Origin of the sequence: Streptomyces sp. NPDC091271, from assembly GCF_044757505.1 — a bacterium.
Taxonomy (GTDB): Bacteria; Actinomycetota; Actinomycetes; order Streptomycetales; family Streptomycetaceae; genus Streptomyces.
Genome location: NZ_JBIVVD010000012.1, coordinates 86,387 through 105,366, shown reverse-complemented (window position 1 = coordinate 105,366; position 18,980 = coordinate 86,387). Strand labels below are relative to the sequence as shown.

Genomic DNA, 18,980 nt, shown 5'->3' with positions numbered 1-18,980 from the left:
TTGGCCGATCCGTGGATCAGGACGGTGTCCTCGAAGGAGAAGGTCAGCTCCCGCGCGGTGTGCGCGGCCTCCACGTTCTCCTTCAACGCGGCCAGTTCCTTGCGGCTGTTGCTGTCCACCGCCCGGTCGATCCAGAGCAGGTCGTGCGGGTCGTCGTCGATGGCCCGGTAGTCGTGCAGCAGCCGGACCCGTGACTCCTCCGCCCCCAGCGGCTCGATGATCCAGGTGCCGCCCATCGCGGCCACCGGGGGCGTGGTGATCTCCTGTCGGAAGGTGATGCGCATTCCCTCGGGGTCGAGTTCACGCCGGGAGGTCCAGTTCTTGGGCTCGCCGTTGGCCGTCGCCCAGATCCGTATCCGCTCCTGCGTCCCGTCGCCGTCCACGCGGTCCACGTGCAGGGTGGGAGGAAAGATCAGCGGCCAGTTGTCCACCTCCGCGAGCAGCCGGTACACATCCGGTGCCGGCGCGGCGATCGTGATCTCGTGCTCAACCTCATGGGTCGTCATGACGGCTCTCGTCTCAAGTGGGTGCGGGTGCCGGGGCCCGGGTGCGGACACGGACCGAGGCAGGGTGCGTACGCCGGGCGGGGGCGGGGCCGCCCGCAGGCGTGTACGGGTCAGAAGTTGCCGAGTCCGCCGCAGACGTTGATGGCCTGCGCGGTGACCGAGGCGGCCGTGTCGGAGGCCAGGTAGGCGACCATCCCGGCGACCTCTTCGGGCGTGGAGTAGCGGCCGAGGGGGATCTTCGCCTGGAACTTCTCCAGGATCGCCTCCTCGGTGGTGTCGTACGCGGCGGCGTAGCCGGCCCGTACCCGTGCGGCCATCGGCGTCTCGACGTACCCGGGACAGACGGCGTTCACGGTGATGCCGGACGGGGCCAGCTCATTGCCGAGAGCCTTGGTGAAGCCGACGACACCGTGCTTCGAGGCGGAGTAGGGCGCACCCAGGACCACACCCTGCTTGCCCGCTGTGGAGGCGATGTTGATGATGCGGCCCCGGCTCCTACGGCGCATGCCACCGGCGTTGAGGACTTCCTTGGTCATGCGGAAGACGCTGGTGAGGTTGGTCTCCAGGACATCGGCCCACAGCTCCTCCTCGATGTCCGCGGTGACTCCGCCCCCGGACCGGCCTGCGTTGTTGACCAGTGTGTCGATGTCGCCGAACCGGTCGACGGCCGCCCGGACGAAGGCGGCGGCCGAGCTCTGGTCCCGCACGTCGAGGACGGCGCCGTCGGCTTCCAGGGCCTCGTCCTGCAGTTGCTTCACCGTCGCGGCGACGTTCTCGGCGTTGCGCGCGCCGATGAAGACACGGTGGCCGCCGGCGGCCAGCGCGCGGGCGGAGGCCAGCCCGATGCCGCTCGTGGCACCCGTCACGAGTGCGACGCGCTTCTCCTGCACAGACATGTTCTTCCTCTCCGGGAATTCCGGTGGTGGTGGTGGGCGGTACACGGGGCCGTCCGGTTCGGATCAGGCGGCGCTGCGGGCGTCCGGTATCGCCTGGTTGACGGCGGCTATGAGCGCGCGCGGGGTGTCGGCCTCGGACAGCAGCTCCTCGTCGAGGGCGATGTGGTACTCGCTCTCGATGCGGCTGCCGGTCTCCAGCAGGGCCAGCGACTCGTAGCCCAGGGCCTCGAACTGCACGTCGAGGATGTCGCCGTGCAGGTCGACGCCCTCGTCCGCGCCGGCGGCCTCCAGCAGGATGCGGCGCAGGTCGTCCAGGGTGAATTCGGCAGTGGACACAGGGGTTCCTTCCGGATCGGATCAGCGGGAAGTGGTGCGGGGGCCGGCGGGCGGCGGGTGGAGCACCGGTGCATGGTGTGCCGGCGGACCACGGGTGGCCGGGTCGCCGGAGCGGTGCGGTGCGGTGCGGGTTAGGGCGTGCCGGCGACGCCGGCCGACGCGTCGGCCTCGACGGCGCGGACGACGACGGCGGAGTTGAAGCCTCCGTAGCCGCGTGCCAGGACCAGTGCCGTGCGGACGCGGGCCGCCCGTGGTGCCGCGGTCACCAGGTCCAGGCCGTAGGACTCGTCGGCGGCGACGTTGACCGTAGGCGGGATCAGTCCCTCCTCGATGGACAGCAGCGCCGTGGCGACATCGAGCGGGGCGGCGCCCGAGTAGAGCCGGCCGGTCATGGTCTTCGGCGCGGTCACCGCTACGCTCCCGGCGCCGAAGACCGCGTTGATCGCCTCCGCCTCCGCCCGGTCCAGCTCCGGCACGCCGGCCGCGTCAGCGAAGACCACGTCGACGTCGGCGGCGTCCACCTGCGCGTCGGCCAGGGCCAGTTCGATCGCTCGGCGCAGCCCGGGCTCCCGCCCGCTGTCCGGCCTGGGGTCGAAGGTGGCGCCGTACCCGGCGATCTCGCCATAGATCCGGGCCCCGCGCGCGCGGGCCGACTCGGCCGCCTCCATGATCAGGATGGCGCCGCCCTCGCCCGGCACATGGCCGGACGCGTCGGCGTCGAAGGGGAGGTAGGCACGGGAAGGCTCGTCGCTGGTACTCAGCCGGCCCGATGCCTGCTGGGCCACCCAGCCCCAGGGGCAGATGGACGCGTCGACCGCCCCGGAAACGATCACCGGAGTGCCTCTGCGGATGAGCCGGCGGCCGTGCGCGATCGCGTCGAGACCGCCCGCCTGATCGCTGACGGTGACGCCGCTGGGCCCTTTCATGCCGTTGCGGATGGAGATCTGGCCGCTGTTGACCGCGTAGAACCATGCGAACGACTGGTAGGCGGAGACGTGCTGGCTGCCCTGGCTCCACAGCTTGCGCAGTTCGTTCTGGCCGAACTCGAAGCCACCCGAGGAACTCGCCGTGACCACGCCCATGTCGTACGCCGGAACGCCTTCGGGGTCGATGTCCGCGTCCGCCAACGCCCAGTCGGCCGCGACCAGCGCCATCCGGGTCATCCGGTCGGTCTGGGGAATCAGCCGGCTCGGCAGATGGTCCTGGGCGACGAAGCCGGGCACCTCCCCCGCCAGCGTCGAGGGGTAGGACGAGGGGTCGAAACGGGTGACACGGCCGATCGCGTTCTTCCCGCTGCGTGTCGCCGACCAGAAATCCCGGGTGCCCAGGCCGGTGGGGGCGATGACGCCCAGTCCTGTGACGACGACCGAGGTGGTCATGACACGCTCCTCTCGGGGTGCACCAGCACCATGGCGCTCTGGAACCCACCGAATCCGCTGCCCACGGTCAGGACGGCGTCGGTGAGCTGTTCCCGCGCCAGCAGGGGCACGTAGTCGAGGTCACACTCCGGGTCCGGGGTGTGCAGATTGGCCGTGGGCGGAACGACGTTGTGCTCCATGGCGAGGGCGGAGGCGGCGATCTCGATGGAGCCGATGGCACCCAGCGAGTGGCCGACCATCGACTTGATGGAGCTGACCGGGGTCCGGTACGCGTGGTCCCCGAGGCTCCGCTTGAAGGCAGCGGTCTCGTGCCGGTCGTTCTGCTTGGTGCCGGAACCGTGCGCGTTGACGTAGTCGATTTCGGTGGGGTCCATCCGCGCCTCGGCCAGCGCCGTCCCGATGGCTTCTGCCATCTCCGCCCCGTCCGGGCGCAGCCCCGTCATGTGATAGGCGTTGGACCGGGTGGCGTAGCCGGCTATCTCGGCGTAGACGTGCGCGCCGCGTTTTCTCGCGCTTTCCCGTTCCTCCAGGACGAACACGGCGGCTCCCTCGCCGAGGACGAAGCCGTTGCGGGTGCCGTCGAAGGGACGGGAGGCGCGCCCGGGTTCGTCGTGACGGGGAGTGGTGGCCTTGATGGCGTCGAAGCAGGCCATGGTGATCGGGGATATCGGGGCGTCGGACGAGCCGGCGACCATGACGTCGGCGGTGCCCTCGCGGATCAGCTCGACGGCGTGGCCGACGGAGTCGATGCCGGAGGTGCAGCCGGTGGAGACCACGGTGGCAGGGCCTTGTGCGCCGACCTCCCAGGCGACCTCGGCCGCGAACGAACTGGGGACGAGGTAGTTGTAGAGATGTGGGACGGCGTAGGTGTGATCGACCAGATGCAGCCGGCCGCTGTCGCTGACGACCTTGTACTCCTCGTCCAGGCCCATCGTGGCGCCGACGGCGCTGCCAACGGTGACGCCGACGCGGTAGGGGTCGTACGTCTCCAGGTCGACGCCGCTGTCCGCGACCGCGCCGCGCGCCGCGATCACCGCGAATTGCGCGGCCCGGTCCATGCGGCGGATTTCCTGCGGGGTGAGGCCGTGCGCCTCGGGATCGAAATCGATCTCGGCGGCGACCCGGGAGCGGAAGGGGGTGGCGTCGAAGAAGGTGATCTCACGGGTGGCGGTGCGGCCCTCGCTCAGCAGCTCCCAGAACCGGTCCCGTCCGACACCGCCGGGGGCCAGCACCTCGATGCCGGTGATGACGACTCGTCGGCCGCTCACGCGGACGCCTCCCAATGATAAAAGCGGGTGGCCATGGCATCGGCCGGGGAACGCCAGGTCTTCGGGTCGTACGCCTCGATGAACGGTTTGAGGTCGTCGCTGATCGCCACGAAGCGCGGGTCCGACTTGGCCTGCTCGATCAGCTCGCCGCCGTTGTCGGTGTCGAAGTCCTGGAGGTGGAAATAGAGCCCCCGGTACTGGAAGAGCTGACGCCGCCGCGTTCCCATGCGGTGCGGCATTTCCGTCTCGTCGAACGCGCCGAAAAGCTGGGCGACATCGATGCCCGACGCAGGATCCATTCGGGCCACGATCAGCGTGCTGTGCATGATTCTCCCCTCTCTGTATTTTTTCTGGAATCCACGAAAAGTCTGTCGGGGTGATTGAGAACAAGTATCCCGAGGGCCCTGCAAGGTTTCAACAACTGCAATGTCAGGACAGTGTCAGGTAATTGCAGAAGCGCTCGGGAACTCACGGACACCGCGAAGGGCGGACGAAGAACCGTCGGACCGCGGGGAATAATTCATTCCGCCCCCGCCCCGTGGGACGGACCTCTTCACCGCGCGGCGCTCGGCGAGCTGCCGGTCGGCCGGGCACTGCGCCTCCACGTGGCGCGGCCCGCCCGGACAGCGTTCCACGAAGCACTCGCCCCGGCCGAACGCGGCGACAGCCTCACGGACGGCGGAGCCGCGCAGTTCCGGCACCTCTCCGAGGGTGCGGGCGACCTTCAGGCCCCGCCTGCCACCGCCGGAGGCGGCCTCGATCGCGATCGGCAGGCCGTGCTCCCCGGTGAAGGCGACGACCTCGGCCGCGTCCGGGGCCGGGCCGGGAGCACCCGCGACGAGAGGGGCGCCCGCGCGCTGCGCGATGTGCCGGGCGGCCACCTTGTCCCCCAGCTCCCGGATCACCCGCGGCGGTGGGCCGAGCCCGATCGGACCCGCGTCCAGGACCGCCTGCGCGAACTGGGCGTTCTTCCCGCGGAAGCCGTGACCGGGGTGGACCTCGTCCGCGCCGGAGTCCTTCGCCGCCCGGAGCGCCTTGGCCATGTCCAGGTAGCCGGCGGCCGGAGTGTCACCGCCCAGGGCGAACGCTTCATCAGCGGCCCGGACGTGCAGGGCGTCCCGAGCCGGATCGGCGTACACGGCCACGCCGTCGATCCCCGCGCCCCGGCACGCTCGGGCCACACGGACAGCGATTTCACCACGGTTGGCGATGAGCACCTTACGCACGACGGTTCCCCCTGCACCTTCTCCTCCGGCGGTGCCACCAGCCTGTTCGTTCCGACGGTCCCGCTTCAACACGGCCCGGTCCAGGAGTGGGTTCGAATCGGCAGGCGGAGTGCAGCATTTACCCGGGGCTGCAAGAGCTGGGTCAGGACCACGTCAGGTCTTCGTCAGCCGTCGCCCGGCTGAGCGCGGCACGGGCCCGGACGCCCCGCACTCCGCCCGGGACGGATTTGCCGGGACGCCCCGGCCGGTTCCTGTGCGCGGGCGGTTCCATCCGTTGTTCGGATGATGTTTCCAAAAGATTTCGCATTGTTTCCCCGGGCCCCCGGTCGGCGCGGCGCGGAAGCGGGGTTTTTCCCGCGGTGCACCGGACGCGCTGCCGGGGTTTGACCACCGGCCTTGCGTCGGCAGGCCCGCGCGAGGCCGTGGCCTGCCCGCTGGGGCGATGAGATACAGGCAAGTCCGTATGTTCTTCGTCATACGCGGGTATCCGGAAGGGGAACCTTTACTTCCATTCAGTGATTCGATTGCGGGAAACACGAGGTCCGGAGGGGGGTCGCCCCCTACCCGCCGGCCGGACCATTCCATTTTGCCCGGGAAACGCCGTAGTAAGAAACCCGGTCTCGGCAGGAAACCTTTCCGTGCTAAAAACCGTCCTACTGTGCAGGAGATAACTGCCCAGCAGTAACGGCATCCACGATCAGACGAGTTTGTTTGCTAAGTTGCAGGTTGTGAGCGTTCAACAGTCCGTCATCGCGTGACTGTGCCTCAGGAGGAGCAGATGAATCGGCAGGCGGCGGATCTAATCGAACTTCCCTCGGAGCGCAATCGTCCTGGCCGACCCGCGGTGGCGCGGGCTCCGCGGGTGACCGAATCCCCCACCACCACACCCCCGGAGGAGGTCCTGCGTGTGCTGGTCGTCGAGAGCGACGCCCGGTCCGCCGAAATCCTCCTTCAGGGCCTCGCACGCCAGGGCTACGCCGCCCAGAGCGTCTCCACCGGGGCGCAGGCGCTCCAGGCGCACGGAAACGCCGACCTCGTCCTGCTCGACCTCGATCTGCCGGACCTCGACGGACTGGAAGTCTGCCGAAGCATCCGAGCCGTCTGTGACACCCCCGTGATCGCCGTCACTGCCCGCGACTCCGAACTGGACCGCGTCCTGGGGCTCCAGGCCGGCGCGGACGACTACCTCGTCAAGCCGTACGGCTTCCGTGAGCTCCTCGCCCGCATGGAGGCGGTGATGCGCCGGGTCCGACTGCACGCCACGGTGTCCCGGGTGGTCAGCCACGGCGCGTTGCGTATCGACGCGGGGGCCCGGGTCGCCACGCTGGACGGGGAGCCGGTGGACCTGACCCGCAAGGAGTTCGACTTGTTATATTTACTGGCCTCCCAGTCCGGCATGGTCATACCCCGGCGTCAGATCATGGCTCAGGTATGGGGAGACGCCTGGTCTCCGCGAGGCCGGACCATCGACACCCACGTCGGCACCCTTCGCGCCAAGCTCGGCTCCAGCGAGTGGATCCTCACCGTGCGGGGAATCGGTTTCCGCCTGGGGCATCCTTAGGCCGTGTCAGCAAAGCCTCGCCCGGCCGGACCCGCGACGCCCGGTACTTCCCCGAGCTCTCGGCTCCGCTCGCGCTGATGAAATCACCCTGGCCTGGCGGAACTTGCGCGGGTGGGGTGAGGCCCGGGCCGCTTGAGGCGCCTTTGATCCGGGCTCAGGTCCGAAGGCCCCGCTAGCCTCCCGTGGATGGGCTTCACCAACTTCGCACGCAAGGTCCGCGACCCCTCACTGCCGTACGGTCACCGGGTGGTCTCGCTCCGCTCCTGCGTGCAGTTGTACCGGCCGATCGGATTCGGGGCGACGGTGAGCTATCTCGCGCACAAGGCCGGTCCCTTCCGCGAGGACGAGGATGCTCTGCTGCGTGCTCTGGGCGTGATCGAGGCCAGCAGGGCCGCGTGGCAGGTGGAGCTGCGGGCGTACGCGGCGGAGCGGGCGGAGGCGAAACGCCGGGGCCTTCGCGCCCCGCGCGCCCGTGAGCGCAATCCGAACAGTCCGGAGTACTGGTACGGGGCCCGGCGTGAGGCGGCCCTGCACGCCGTGGGCCATTGGCGCGTACGGCTGCGGAGTGCGGGGCTCACCGACGAGCTGAGCCGCACCGTGGACCTCTGTGCCGCCGACTGCCTGAAGGCGGAGGGCACGCCGGGGGAGCGGGAGCGGGCCCGTCTGGCAGCCTGCACCCTGGAGCTGGAGCGACGCATGGAGCCGCCCGCCTACCGGGTTGACGCGGCCACGTATTTTCGGCACCGGGATCTGCTGCGCGTGGTGAGGCTGATAGGCATGGCGGCGCGGACCGATGACGGGGGCCAGGGGGACGGGAATGACTGAAGGCATGGGGACGATCGATGACGCGGGAAGCCTGCCCGGGCCGCTCGTCGGGCCTGAATGGCTCGGGGTGCGGCTGGCGGCCGGTGGGCTCGTGGTGCTCGACGCCTCCGTGGGTGCGCACCGCGCGACGGAACGGCGGATCCCCGGGGCGCTGCGCTTCGACATCGACGGGGTGATGTCCGACCACACCGTGCCCCTGCCGCACACGATGCCTGGTGCCCGGCGCTTCACGGAGGAGATGCGCGCCCTGGGAGTCGGCGGCACCGACAGCGTCGTCGTCTATGACGCCGCAGGTGTCTACTCCAGTGCCCGCGCCTGGTGGATGCTGCGCGCCATGGGCTTCGGCCGGGTCGCGGTGCTCGACGGCGGCCTGCCCGCGTGGACGGCGGCCGGGCTGCCGGTGGAGGAGGGCGCTGCGCCCGCAGGCACCAAGGGCACGGGGGGCGCCGGGGACTTCATCGCCCGTCCGCGGGAGGGCATGCTGGTCGGCAGCGGTGCTGTGATGGCCGCACTGGCGGATTCGGGATCGGCTGTCCTCGACGCACGCACCCGGGAGCGCTTCGCCGGTACGGTCGCCGAGCCTCGGCCTGGGCTCCGGCGGGGACACATGCCGGGGGCGCTGAACCTGCCGTTCGGGGAGATCCAGCGCGACGGCCGGATGCTCCCGGGCCGGGAACTGCGCGCGGTGTTCGGCGCGTTGCTCGGGGAGCGGGAACGCCTGGTCGTCAGCTGCGGTTCCGGTGTCACCGCCTGCGTCCTCGCGCTGGGTGCCCAACTCGCCGGGTACGACGAGGTGTCCGTGTACGACGGCTCGTGGAGCGAGTGGGGCAGTCCGTCCGAACTCCCCGTCACGACAGGTGTGTAGAGATGCGTTTGCAGACGAGGGCCCGGAAGGCGGCCGCCGAGGAATGAGTGCGGTGGCCCGTGGGGCCTGAGTATGCGCGCGCATGCTGCGGGGGAGCCGGCCCCCGCAGAGTGGAGGCACGTACTCCGCAGTGCTGAAAGGCAGCCGCGCATGTTCCCCGCACTCCCCGCTCCCGCCTCCACGTCGCCCGCGCCCCGCCCTCGCCCCGCCACGACGGGCCAGGTCTTCATGGTCGCCCTGATCTGGTGCGTGCCCCTCGCCGCGCTGTTCTTCCTCGGGTGCCTGGTGCTGATGGTGTCGGTGTGGAGCGCGGCCTCCGGTGAGTCCCCCCTGTCGTTCCTGCTGGGCGCGGCCGGGGTGCTCGCCGCGAGCGCGGCAGCGTTGACCGGGCTGTACCGCTCCCCGCCGTTGCGCCGCATGACCCCGATGGGCCGGATGGCCCTGCTCGGCGCGTTGGTGTGGCCGTTCCCGGTGATCACCCTGGCGTACGCGCTCAACGGCTGAGCGGCACCGGGTCACTCCCGGGCGCCCGCAACCTCGACCGGCCTCGTACGCAGTGCCACGAGCGCGGGCAGTACGGCGGAGACCACGGCCGCGAGGGAACACGCGGTCAGGACCGAGACGAGGGCGGCCCACGGGACCACCACCGGGGAGCTCACCGAGAGGAGCTCGAGGGCGCTCTTCACCCCCAGCAGGTTCAGCCCGGCCACCGCCCCTCCCAGGACCGCGCCCACGGCCACGACGACCAGCGCCTCGGCCGTCACCAGCCGGAGCACCTGCGGTTTCGTGGCCCCGGTGAGGCGGAGCACCGCCAGGTCTCGTACCCGGTCGGAGGTGGCCATGACCAGGGTGTTCGCCAGCGCGATCCCCGTGTACAGCAGCGCGATGCCCAGGATGAGCAGCAGGCCAGCCCGGGTGTTGCCGCCGGTGCGCGGGTAGTGCGCGGCCACCCACGCGTCGCGTGTCATGACCGGGGTGCCGGTGTCCCGCCCGGCCTTCTCCAGGAGAGCGTGGACGGCCGAACGGTCGGCCCCCTCACGGAGCTTGATGTCGATGCGGTCGATGGCCGCCCCGGCCGCGTTCGCGGGGGTCACGTACACCCCGTTGCTTCCGGTGCCGGTCCGCATCACCGCCGCGACGCGGAGCGACACCTCGCGGCCGTCGCCCAGCCAGACGCGCACGCGCCGGCCCACCGTCCGCGTCTCCCACTCCTCGTTGACGACGATGGAGTCGTCGTCCAGGTCCGTGATCCGGCCGGCGACGAGGGGCAGGCGGGCGGTCGCCGCCAGGGCGTCCGGATCCGCCGCCCATGCCTCCGACCTGATGAGCGCGGTGCCTTCTTCGAGGACGGTGACCCCGGTGGAGCGGGAGGCGGCGGCCACGGCCCCGGGCACGCTCCGTACGCGCTGCACGAAGCGCGGGTCCAGCGGGCCGTCACCGCCGGCCACGTAGTCGGCGCCGGAGACCGAGGCCGCCTCGGTGGCCTTGGCCTCGTTGATCGTGGCCACGGTGCCCAGCAGAGACCCCGCCAGGGCGACGGTGATCATGACGGGCGCGGCGACCGCGGCGGTGCGGCGCACGGCGCTGGAGGCGTTCTCCCGGGCCAGCAGCCCGGTGGCGCCCGGCAGCCGTGCGGGGAGCCAGGTGAGCAGGCGCGTCATCGGACGTACCGCGAGCGGCGAGAGCAGCGCGCAGCCGACGATGATCCACATGGGCTGCAGGATGTACGTCTTCCGCTTGAGTACGTCCCCGGGATCGGTCAGCAGGGACCAGCCCAGCAGCCCCAGACCGGTCAGCAGGACGGCGGCGCCCAGCAGCAGGCGGCTCGGCGGCATCCGTCCGGCGTCCACGGCCGCGTCGCGGAGCGCCTCCACGGGGCGGATCCGGCCCGCGCGGTGGGAGGAGACGGCGGCCCCGGCGAGCGCCACGGCCAGCCCGGTCCAGAAGGCGGTGTGCATCGGCCACGTCGCGTCGCCGATGGCGAACCAGGCCGGGGCGAAGCCCCCCTCGGCCAGCCGGCCGGCCAGCACGGGTGCGGCGGCATCGCCCAGCAGACAGCCGGCGGCCGAGGCCAGGGCGCCGATCACGAGCGCCTCCACGACGACCGTGCGCCGCACCTGACCGGGCGTGGCACCCGCCGTGCGGAGCAGCCCGAACTCCCTTCTGCGCTGGGCCACAGCGAAGGAGAACGTCGAGGCGACGACGAAGACCGAGACGAAACCGGTGATGCCGGCCGCCGTGCCGAGCAGTGCGTTGACGGCGGTCAGGGCCTCGGTGTCCCGGTCGGGATCGGCGTCCGCCCGTCGCCGGTCGTCGCCGGTCAGGACGCTCATGCCGGCGAACTTCCCGGTCAACTGCCGTACGGCGTCCGCGTCGGCGTGCACGGCGACCGCGTCGACGGCGGGGTGGACGCGGGCGGCCTCGGCGTCGCTGAAGAACACCGCCGTCTCGAAACCGGCGTCCGCCACCGTGCCGACGACCGTCCGCGTTCCCGTCCCGGCAGGGGCACCGGGGACGGCGACCCGGACCCGGTCACCGGCCCGGATACCCGCAACCGCGCCCGCCGTCACGACGACCTCGCCCGCCGCGGCCGGCGCCCGGCCGGAGGTGACGCGGTAGGGGGTGGCGGCGGCCACGGACCACGGATGTCCCACGGCCCCCTCGCCGGCCAGACGGACGGGGAACGTACGGTCCTCCGCCGTCGGCCCCAGCGCGGAGAGCCCGTCGGCCAGGCGCTGCGGCACCGGCCGGGGGTCGGTGAGCCGGGCCGTACGCTCCCCGATCGGTGTGGCGACCCGGAGGGTGTCCGAGGGCGCCACCACGACCGGTGCCGCGGCGAAGCGTTCGGGGCCGCGCTCCGGGGCGTCGAAGGTGGCCGCGAGTGCCAGCCCGGTCATGGCGATCAGCCCGACGCCCAGGGCGAGTGCGACGAAGGAGCCGACGAAGGTGACCCAGCGGGTTCGCATCGAGCGCAGGGCGGAGCTCAGCACGGGGCCACCGCCAGGGCGGTCATGCGCGCGGCGATCTCTCCGGCGGCCGGGTCCCGCAGCTCGTCCCGTATCGATCCGTCGGCCAGGAACACCACACGGTCCGCGTAGGAGGCGGCCACCGGGTCGTGCGTCACCATGATCACCGTCTGGCCGCCGTCGGCCATCGACCGCAGCAGCCCCAGGACCTCCTGGCCCGTACGGGAGTCGAGGGCCCCGGTCGGCTCGTCGCCGAACAGGACCTCGGGGCGGGTGACCAACGCCCGCGCCAGGGCGACGCGTTGCTGCTGGCCGCCGGAGAGCTCGGTGGGCCGGTGGCGGGCCCTGGAGCCGAGGCCGACCCGCTCCAGCACCTCGCGCACCTCCGCGCGCCGGGGTCTGCGGCCGGCGAGCCGGAGCGGGAGCGCCACATTCTGCTCGGCGGTGAGGGCCGGCAGCAGGTTGAAGGCCTGGAAGACGAATCCGATCCGCTCGCGGCGCAGCAGCGTGAGCCTCCGCTCGCTCAGCCCGGTCATCTCCGTGTCCCCGAGAAACACCCGGCCGGAAGTGGGGCGATCGAGGCCGGCCGTGCACTGGAGGAGCGTCGACTTCCCCGAACCTGACGGTCCCATGATCGCGGTGAAGGAGCCCCTGGGGATGGTGAGGCTGACGCCGTCCAGCGCGGTGACCGCGTCGGCGGCCTTCCCGAAGGACCGGGTGACGGTGTCGAGCTCTACGGCTGCGGGTACGGCTGCGGGTCGTTGGTTCATGGGTTCGATCCAACCGGCGGCGCCCGCCGCCCACATCGCACCGAGGAGGAGTCCTGGGGGTGGAGCCAGCTCCACCCCCGGCCCCCCGCCCACCGGGTGGTGGTGACCGGCCCGTGCTGTCTACGGTGCGGTCCATGAGATCGCTCACCCTCCGGCAGGCCCTCGTGCGGCGCCGTTATCTCCTAGGCGCCTGGCCGTGGCGCGTGGTGCTGTACCTGCTGAGCAGCGTCCCGGCGGGGCTGGCCCTCCTCGTGTCCGTCCTGCTGCTGGCCGTGGTGGGCGGTGCCCTGACCCTGGTGCTCGTCGGCCTGCCGCTGCTGCTGACGCTCGCCCTCATCGGCATCCCGGTGGCCGCGGCCGAACGCCGCAGGCTACGGCTGATCGACCCCGTGCCCCTAGGAGATCCGCACCGGGCGCCGGCGCGCGCCGGTCTGCCGGCATGGCTCCGTACGCGGCTCCGGGAGCAGGCCACCTGGCGGGAGTTCGGGTACGCGCTGCTGTTCGCCGGGGTGCTCTGGCCGCTGGAGGGCCTGCTCGTCGGGGGCGTACTGGCGGTCTGCGGCGGGCTGCTGGCGACGCCGGTCGTCATGGCGGCGGTCACCGGCGGAGAGGAGGTGCGCGTGCTGAAGCTCTATCTGGCCGACTCCTACCCCCAGGCCTTCGCGCTGGCCCTGCTCGGGCTGGTCCTGCTGCCGCTCCTGGCCTATCCCCTCGGGTGGGCGGCGGTGGCACGCGCGGCACTGACCCGGGCGCTGCTGTCCTCGTCGGCCGACGGACTCGACGCCCGCATCGAGGAGTTGGGCCGCTCCCGGATGCGGCTGGTGGACGCCTTCGAGGCGGAACGCCGCCGGATCGAGCGCGATCTGCACGACGGTGCGCAGCAGCGGCTCGTCGCCCTCTCGATGACGCTCGGACTGGCCAGGCTGGAGAACCCGGCCGAACCGCTGGGCGGGTTGCTGGCCAAGGCGCACGAGGAGGCGGGGGAAGCCCTGGTGGAGATCAGGGAACTCATCCGGGGCATTCACCCCCAGGTCCTCACCGACCGGGGGCTGGCCGCGGCGGTCGAGGACGTCGCCGACCGCTCGGCCGTACCCGTCGATGTGGACCTCGACATACCCGGGCGGCTGCCCCAGCCGGTGGAGACCGCCGTGTACTTCGCCCTCTGCGAGGCGCTGGCCAACGTGGCCAAGCACAGCGGGGCGGACCGGGCGTGGGTGACGGGCCGGGACGACGGCGAGCGGCTGACCGTCGAGGTGCGGGACGACGGGGCCGGAGGCGCGGCGACCACCAAAGGGACCGGGCTCCAGGGGGTCGCGGACCGGCTCTCCGTGCTGGACGGACGGCTGCTACTGTCCAGCCCGGCCGGGGGGCCGACCGTGCTCCGGCTGGATGTCCCCCGGGTCCCCGCTCACCTGGTCGAATGAGGGTTGGATGCTGCGCATCGTGCTGGCCGAGGACAGTGTGCTCCTGAGGGAGGGCCTCGTCGGCCTGCTGGAGAGGTTCGGCCACCAGGTGGTGGCAGGTGTCGGCTCCGCCGGCGAACTCACCGCGGCCGTCGCCGAACACGGTCCGGACATCGTGGTGACGGACGTACGGATGCCGCCCGGTTTCTCCGACGAGGGACTCCGCGCCGCCGTGTCCCTGCGGGAGACCCGGCCCCGGCTGCCCGTCCTGGTCCTCAGCCAGTACGTCCAGCGGGCCTACGCCGAGGAGTTGCTCGACTCCGGCGACGGCGAGGGGGTGGGCTACCTCCTCAAGGAACGTGTCGGGAAGGTGGAGGAGTTCGTCGACGCGCTCCAGCGGGTCGCCGAGGGCGGAACGGTCGTCGACCCGGAAGTGGTGCGCCAGCTCCTGAGGCACCGGCGTGACCCGTTGTCGCGGCTGACCGCACGGGAGCGGGAGGTGCTGGCCCTGATGGCCGAGGGCCGGTCGAACGCCTCGGTGGCCGAGGCGCTGACGGTCAGCGAGGGCACGGTCAGCAAGCACTTCGGCTCGATCCTCACCAAGCTGGACCTGTCCCTGACCGACGCGACGAACCGCCGGGTCCTCGCGGTGCTGGCCTACCTGCGGAAGTGACCCGGACGCCGGCGGGCTGACGGCGGGAGTGCCGTCAGGCCGCCAGCGAGGCGACCAGCTCCGCCGCCTCGTCCAGCACCGACGTCTCGTGCGCGGTGAGCTGCGGGTCCGCCGCGCGCAGGGCGGTGGCGCGGGTGAGGACGTCGGCGGGCACGCCGCCGTCGTCAGTGAACCGGGAGAGCAGCGCCGCCAGCAGCTCCCGGAGCTGAGCACCGGCGGGGAACGACGGATCGAGGGCGACCTGGGCCAGGATCACCGACGTCATGGCCCGGTCCAGCGCGGGCGGCCCCTCCCCGGCCGTCAGCCAGTCGATCACCATGGCGCCGTCGGGGGTCATGACCACGTTCTCCGGGTGCAGGTCCAGGTGGAGGATCCGGTCCTCGGGGTCCTGGGAGAGCCGTGGGGGGATCGCGTGCAGCTCCCGCAGGAGCCGCGCCAGCAGCTCCGCGCCCTCGCCCTCGGTGACGGCGCCCGTCATGAGCGCCTCGGCCAGTGTCGGACCGGTCAGCCGTTGCATCACCAGATCCGTGGGACGTGCCTCCTCGGCCGGCGGGCCGATGCGGGGGACGGGGTAGCCCGAGGCCGAGAGGTACGACAGCACGGCCAGTTCACCGGTGGCGTCGATGCCGTCGCGGTAGCGGCGCAGGACCCAGGGGCCGTCGAGTGCGTACACGTCGGCGGTGCGTCCCGAGCCCAGGAGTGGGCCTATATGCATGAGGGGAAACCTACCCGCGCCGTCGCGCCCGGGGGAGTCACCAGCGCATGTGAACGTCCTCGGCCCAGCCCAGCAACTGCTCCACGGCGATCTCGGTCCCGTCGTCGGTGCGGATCCGGCCGTCGTAGTGCCCGAAGCGCTGGTCTGTGCGGTTGGCGATCAGGCCGACGTCCGTGTGCACGGCCCGGTTGTGGAACGGGGTGAACGTCAGGTCCACCTGGCCGGACGAGGGCGTACGGAGGGTCCAGGGGGCCAGTGGATCGGAGACGGACCACTGCCAGTCCAGCTCCTCGCCGATCTTGGTGAGCCGGCCGTCCACACAGAGGCCGTTCTCGGTGGAGCCGGTGCCTTCCGTCCAGCGCCCGCCGAACTGGAGGCCGACCGTGTGCCCGCCGGTGCGGCCGGACGCGGCGCCCCAGTTCCACTCGACGGTACGCGGCCAGCGCCCGCGGCCGTGGTCCAGGACTGCCCAGGTGTCCTCCCCGCCGAACCTCAGGAGATCGTTGCCGATCCGCACCCGGCCGGAGGCGGGCAGCGCGGTGTGCTTGGAGGTGTACTGGAAGCGCTGCTCGCTCCACGGCACGACCACGGAGAGCGATTCGTGTCCTTCCGGCCGCGAGACCAGGAGGCCGACCTCCAGCGGCAGCCGTTCCGGGGTGAGACAGCGGGCCCGGAGCCTGGTGCCGGCGTTCTCGTCACGGATCTCGATGCGCACCCTGCCGCCGGTCGGGCGGGCGGGGCCGACGACCACGTCCTCGGAGCCAGGGGCCCCGGCGACGGTGTCGGGGAGACGGACGCCCCGGCCGGCGGGGACGATCGAGGAGCACTCGAACTCACGCCCGCCGGGGCCGAATTCCAGCACGTAGACCGTGTTCAGCGCCAGGAAGTCGAGGTCGCTCACGGTCAGGGCCACCAGATGGGTGGGCGTGGTCACGCACCAGTACTCCCACCGCTTCGTCCTGCCCCAGCCGCGCAGATTGGCCCGGTGCAGCGGCTTCCTGGACCAGCCGACCGCCGCCGGATTCAGGCTGCCGTCGGACAGACAGAGGTCGACGGGCTCGGTGATCTCGTGCTCGTGCGTCGCCATGGCCGGAGCCTATAGCGGTGCGGCGCCCCGCCCCGGCACGGTTCCGGGCGCGCCCCATAACGCGGTGGTAGGGGGCGGACGGGATCTCCTGTCCCGGGCCCGCGCGCGGCTACGTTTTCGGCAGTTCGCCACCCGGGCTCCGCTCCCCCGGAGCCCGACGCCCCCCGAACACAAGGAGAGTGACGTGGAGACAACCGTGCTCCGCAGACGCGCGTTCGCCGCAGGAGCCGCCGCCGTGGCGGTGGGCGCGCTCGCCCTCGCCGGTCTGACCGGTGTCGCCTCGGCCGACCAGGCGGGTGGCGCCGTGCCCGCCGCCGACCGGCTCTCGCCGGGACTGATCGAAGCCATGAGCCGTGATCTCGGCCTCGACGCCGACGAGGCCAGGACCCGGCTGGCGGAGGAGAACCGGGCGGCCGCCGTCGCGGCGGCGCTGGAGAAGTCCCTCGGCGCGGACTTCGCCGGAGCCCGGCTGAGCGACGGGGCCGCCGTCCTCGTCGTCGCCACCACCGACCGCGTCCACGTCGGCCGGATCACCGCCGCGGGAGCCCGTGCGGAGGTCGTCGGCCACAGCCTGGACCGCCTCGAATCCGCCAAGGCGGCGCTGGACGCGGTGGCGCTCGAGAAGGCACCGAAGGACGTGCCGTCCTGGTACGTCGACGTCCGTACGAACCGCCTGGTCGTCAACGCCGGCCGTACGTCGGCGGCGGACGGCTTCCTGGCGGAGGCGGGGGTCTCCCGCGATCTCGTACAGGTGAACCACTCCGCCGAACAGCCCCGCGCCTACGCGGATCTGCGCGGCGGCGACGCGTACTACATGAACGGCACGGGCCGCTGTTCCATAGGCTTCCCCGTCAAGCGCGGCACCCAGAACGGCTTCGTCACCGCCGGGCACTGCGGGACGCCGGGCGTCACCACCACCGGTGCCGGCCAGCAGGCCCAGGGCTCCTTCCAGGGCTCCACCTTCCCCGGCCGTGACTACGCCTGGGTCGCCACCAACGCCAACTGGACGCCCCGCGCCCTGGTGAACGGATACGGGAACGGCGATGTGACCGTCACCGGATCCACCCAGGCCGTGGTGGGCTCCTCGGTCTGCCGCTCCGGTTCCACGACGGGCTGGCACTGCGGCACGATCCAGCAGCACGGCAGCAGCGTCACCTACCCGGAGGGCACCATCTCCGGTGTGACCCGCACCAGTGTCTGCGCCGAACCCGGTGACTCCGGCGGCTCGTTCATCTCGGGCAGCCAGGCACAGGGCGTCACCTCCGGCGGCTCCGGAAACTGCTCCCAGGGCGGTACGACGTACTACCAGCCGGTCAACCCGGCGCTCGCCGCCTACGGACTGACCCTCGTCACCAGCGGTACGCCGACCGACCCGCCCACCGATCCGACCGACCCGCCGACCGACCCGGGCGGCACCTGGGCCGCGGGGTCGACGTACGCCGCCGGTGCGGTGGTGACGTACGGCGGTGCGAGCTACCGCTGTCTGCAGGGCCACAAGGCGCAGGCCGGCTGGCAGCCGCCGAACGTGCCCGCGCTCTGGCAGCGGATCTGACGGCCTCCGCGCTCACGAGCCCGTAGCCGAGGCTCACGGGACACGCGTCCGAGGAAACCCCGTACACCGAGGAAGCAGCCATGACCGAGAGTTCATCCTCCGAGGCCGGCCCTCCCGGCCGCCCGATCAGCCGCAAGAACCTCCTGCGGGCCGCCGTCGCGGCGAGCGCCGTGCCCCTGATCGCGGGCGGGGGCATCGCCCTGGCCCGTGACACCGGCGGCGCCCTCCTGGCGCTCACGCCGGCCTGCGCCGACGGGGACGATCCGACCCCTGAGCAGATGGAGGGGCCCTACTTCAAGCCCGACTCCCCGCTCCGGACCAGCCTGGTGACGTCCGGCACCTCCGGCACTCCGCTCACCGTCCGCGGTCATGTGTTCGGCAGGGCCTGCAAGCCGCTGCCGGGAGTGCTCCTCGACTTCTGGCAGGCGGACGCCGGCGGGGCGTACGACATGAGCGGGTTCGCCTTCCGCGGGCACCAGTTCACCGACGCGAACGGGGCCTTCACGCTCACCACGGTGGTGGCGGGCCTGTATCCCGGGCGCACCCGGCACATCCATGTGAAGGCCCAGGCGCCGGGGCGCCCCGTGCTGACCACCCAGCTCTACTTCCCGGGTGAGCCGCGCAACGCCACCGACGCCCTCTACGACCCGGCGCTGCTGATGGACGTGCGCACCGCGGGGTCCGGTCGGCAGGGCACCTTCGACTTCGTGCTCGATGTGGACCAGCAGCCGGACCCGACCGATCCGCCCACCGATCCGCCGGGCGGCACCTGGACGGCGGGGACCTCCTACCGGGCCGGTGACCGGGCGGCCTACGACGGAGTCTCCTTCCGCTGTCTCCAGGCACACTCGGCCATCGTCGGATGGGAGCCGCCGCTGGTCCCCGCGCTGTGGGAGCGCGGGTAGGCACGCGGCAGAGGCCCGGGCCGGGACTCCGTCCCCGGTCCGGGCTT

General features: G+C 72.0%; 18 protein-coding genes and 1 pseudogene. 8 read left to right on the top strand and 11 right to left on the bottom strand.

Going from position 1 to position 18,980, the window contains the following annotated elements; translation table 11 throughout:
• The 7 genes and pseudogenes from ACIQM3_RS36435 to ACIQM3_RS36405 all read right to left on the bottom strand — a co-directional run.
• On the bottom strand, window positions 1-506 hold a 506-nt coding region (locus ACIQM3_RS36435; RefSeq protein WP_401632384.1), incomplete at its 3' end, for an aromatase/cyclase.
• A gap of 110 nt (window positions 507-616) precedes the next feature.
• A complete protein-coding gene (fabG, locus tag ACIQM3_RS36430) occupies window positions 617-1,402 on the bottom strand; it encodes a 3-oxoacyl-ACP reductase FabG (protein WP_401632381.1) in 786 nt (261 codons plus the stop codon).
• A 63-nt stretch (window positions 1,403-1,465) separates the two neighbouring features.
• Window positions 1,466-1,738, bottom strand: a complete 273-nt coding sequence (locus tag ACIQM3_RS36425; protein ID WP_401632378.1) for a phosphopantetheine-binding protein — start codon at window positions 1,736-1,738, stop codon at window positions 1,466-1,468.
• Window positions 1,739-1,869: 131 nt separating this feature from the next.
• Window positions 1,870-3,117, bottom strand: coding sequence for a ketosynthase chain-length factor (locus ACIQM3_RS36420; RefSeq protein WP_401632375.1), 1,248 nt, complete (start codon window positions 3,115-3,117; stop codon window positions 1,870-1,872).
• A complete protein-coding gene (locus tag ACIQM3_RS36415) occupies window positions 3,114-4,385 on the bottom strand; it encodes a beta-ketoacyl-[acyl-carrier-protein] synthase family protein (protein WP_401632372.1) in 1,272 nt (423 codons plus the stop codon). The genes ACIQM3_RS36420 and ACIQM3_RS36415 overlap by 4 nt, the downstream gene beginning before the upstream one ends.
• Complete coding sequence (locus ACIQM3_RS36410) at window positions 4,382-4,711, bottom strand: TcmI family type II polyketide cyclase (RefSeq protein ID WP_401632369.1); 330 nt, start codon at window positions 4,709-4,711, stop codon at window positions 4,382-4,384. The genes ACIQM3_RS36415 and ACIQM3_RS36410 overlap by 4 nt, the downstream gene beginning before the upstream one ends.
• A 252-nt stretch (window positions 4,712-4,963) precedes the next feature.
• Window positions 4,964-5,611, bottom strand: a pseudogene (locus tag ACIQM3_RS36405) (biotin carboxylase N-terminal domain-containing protein); the annotation flags it as partial.
• 778 nt (window positions 5,612-6,389) lie between these two features.
• On the opposite strand from ACIQM3_RS36405, the gene ACIQM3_RS36400 reads away from it, so the two are divergent.
• From ACIQM3_RS36400 to ACIQM3_RS36385, 4 genes are all read left to right on the top strand, one after another.
• Window positions 6,390-7,172 carry a response regulator transcription factor gene (locus ACIQM3_RS36400; protein ID WP_401632366.1) on the top strand — a complete coding sequence of 261 codons (783 nt, stop codon included), beginning with the start codon at window positions 6,390-6,392 and terminating at the stop codon, window positions 7,170-7,172.
• A 186-nt stretch (window positions 7,173-7,358) separates the two neighbouring features.
• Window positions 7,359-7,997 carry a hypothetical protein gene (locus ACIQM3_RS36395; protein WP_401632363.1) on the top strand — a complete coding sequence of 213 codons (639 nt, stop codon included), beginning with the start codon at window positions 7,359-7,361 and terminating at the stop codon, window positions 7,995-7,997.
• 4 nt (window positions 7,998-8,001) lie between these two features.
• On the top strand, window positions 8,002-8,862 hold the full coding sequence (locus ACIQM3_RS36390) for a sulfurtransferase (protein ID WP_401632360.1): 861 nt from the start codon (window positions 8,002-8,004) through the stop codon (window positions 8,860-8,862).
• 150 nt (window positions 8,863-9,012) lie between these two features.
• Entirely contained in the window at window positions 9,013-9,366 is a 354-nt protein-coding gene (locus tag ACIQM3_RS36385) for a hypothetical protein (protein WP_401632357.1), read from the top strand.
• Window positions 9,367-9,377: 11 nt separating this feature from the next.
• Here ACIQM3_RS36385 and ACIQM3_RS36380 read toward each other — a convergent pair whose 3' ends face one another.
• Both ACIQM3_RS36380 and ACIQM3_RS36375 read right to left on the bottom strand, forming a co-directional pair.
• On the bottom strand, window positions 9,378-11,852 hold the full coding sequence (locus tag ACIQM3_RS36380) for an FtsX-like permease family protein (RefSeq protein WP_401632354.1): 2,475 nt from the start codon (window positions 11,850-11,852) through the stop codon (window positions 9,378-9,380).
• Window positions 11,846-12,598 carry an ABC transporter ATP-binding protein gene (locus ACIQM3_RS36375; RefSeq protein WP_401632353.1) on the bottom strand — a complete coding sequence of 251 codons (753 nt, stop codon included), beginning with the start codon at window positions 12,596-12,598 and terminating at the stop codon, window positions 11,846-11,848. Before ACIQM3_RS36375 ends, ACIQM3_RS36380 begins: the two co-directional genes overlap by 7 nt.
• Before the next feature lie 134 nt (window positions 12,599-12,732).
• Between ACIQM3_RS36375 and ACIQM3_RS36370 the strand changes: the two genes are divergently transcribed.
• Together ACIQM3_RS36370 and ACIQM3_RS36365 are read left to right on the top strand one after the other, a co-directional pair.
• Complete coding sequence (locus ACIQM3_RS36370) at window positions 12,733-14,022, top strand: sensor histidine kinase (RefSeq protein ID WP_401632350.1); 1,290 nt, start codon at window positions 12,733-12,735, stop codon at window positions 14,020-14,022.
• A 7-nt stretch (window positions 14,023-14,029) separates the two neighbouring features.
• Complete coding sequence (locus ACIQM3_RS36365; protein ID WP_401632347.1) at window positions 14,030-14,674, top strand: LuxR C-terminal-related transcriptional regulator; 645 nt, start codon at window positions 14,030-14,032, stop codon at window positions 14,672-14,674.
• Window positions 14,675-14,708: 34 nt separating this feature from the next.
• Here the strand turns inward: ACIQM3_RS36365 and ACIQM3_RS36360 are convergent, their stop codons facing one another.
• Window positions 14,709-15,389: a phosphotransferase gene (locus ACIQM3_RS36360; protein ID WP_401632344.1), complete on the bottom strand. Its 681-nt coding sequence runs from the start codon at window positions 15,387-15,389 to the stop codon at window positions 14,709-14,711.
• 37 nt (window positions 15,390-15,426) lie between these two features.
• Complete coding sequence (locus ACIQM3_RS36355) at window positions 15,427-16,476, bottom strand: DUF2804 domain-containing protein (protein ID WP_401632341.1); 1,050 nt, start codon at window positions 16,474-16,476, stop codon at window positions 15,427-15,429.
• A 184-nt stretch (window positions 16,477-16,660) separates the two neighbouring features.
• On the opposite strand from ACIQM3_RS36355, the gene ACIQM3_RS36350 reads away from it, so the two are divergent.
• Together ACIQM3_RS36350 and ACIQM3_RS36345 are read left to right on the top strand one after the other, a co-directional pair.
• The gene (locus ACIQM3_RS36350; RefSeq protein ID WP_401632338.1) at window positions 16,661-18,028 is read left to right on the top strand and encodes an alpha-lytic protease prodomain-containing protein; all 1,368 of its coding nucleotides are present in this window, start codon (window positions 16,661-16,663) and stop codon (window positions 18,026-18,028) included.
• Window positions 18,029-18,108: 80 nt separating this feature from the next.
• Complete coding sequence (locus tag ACIQM3_RS36345; RefSeq protein ID WP_401632335.1) at window positions 18,109-18,933, top strand: carbohydrate-binding protein; 825 nt, start codon at window positions 18,109-18,111, stop codon at window positions 18,931-18,933.
• Window positions 18,934-18,980 lie beyond the last annotated feature (47 nt).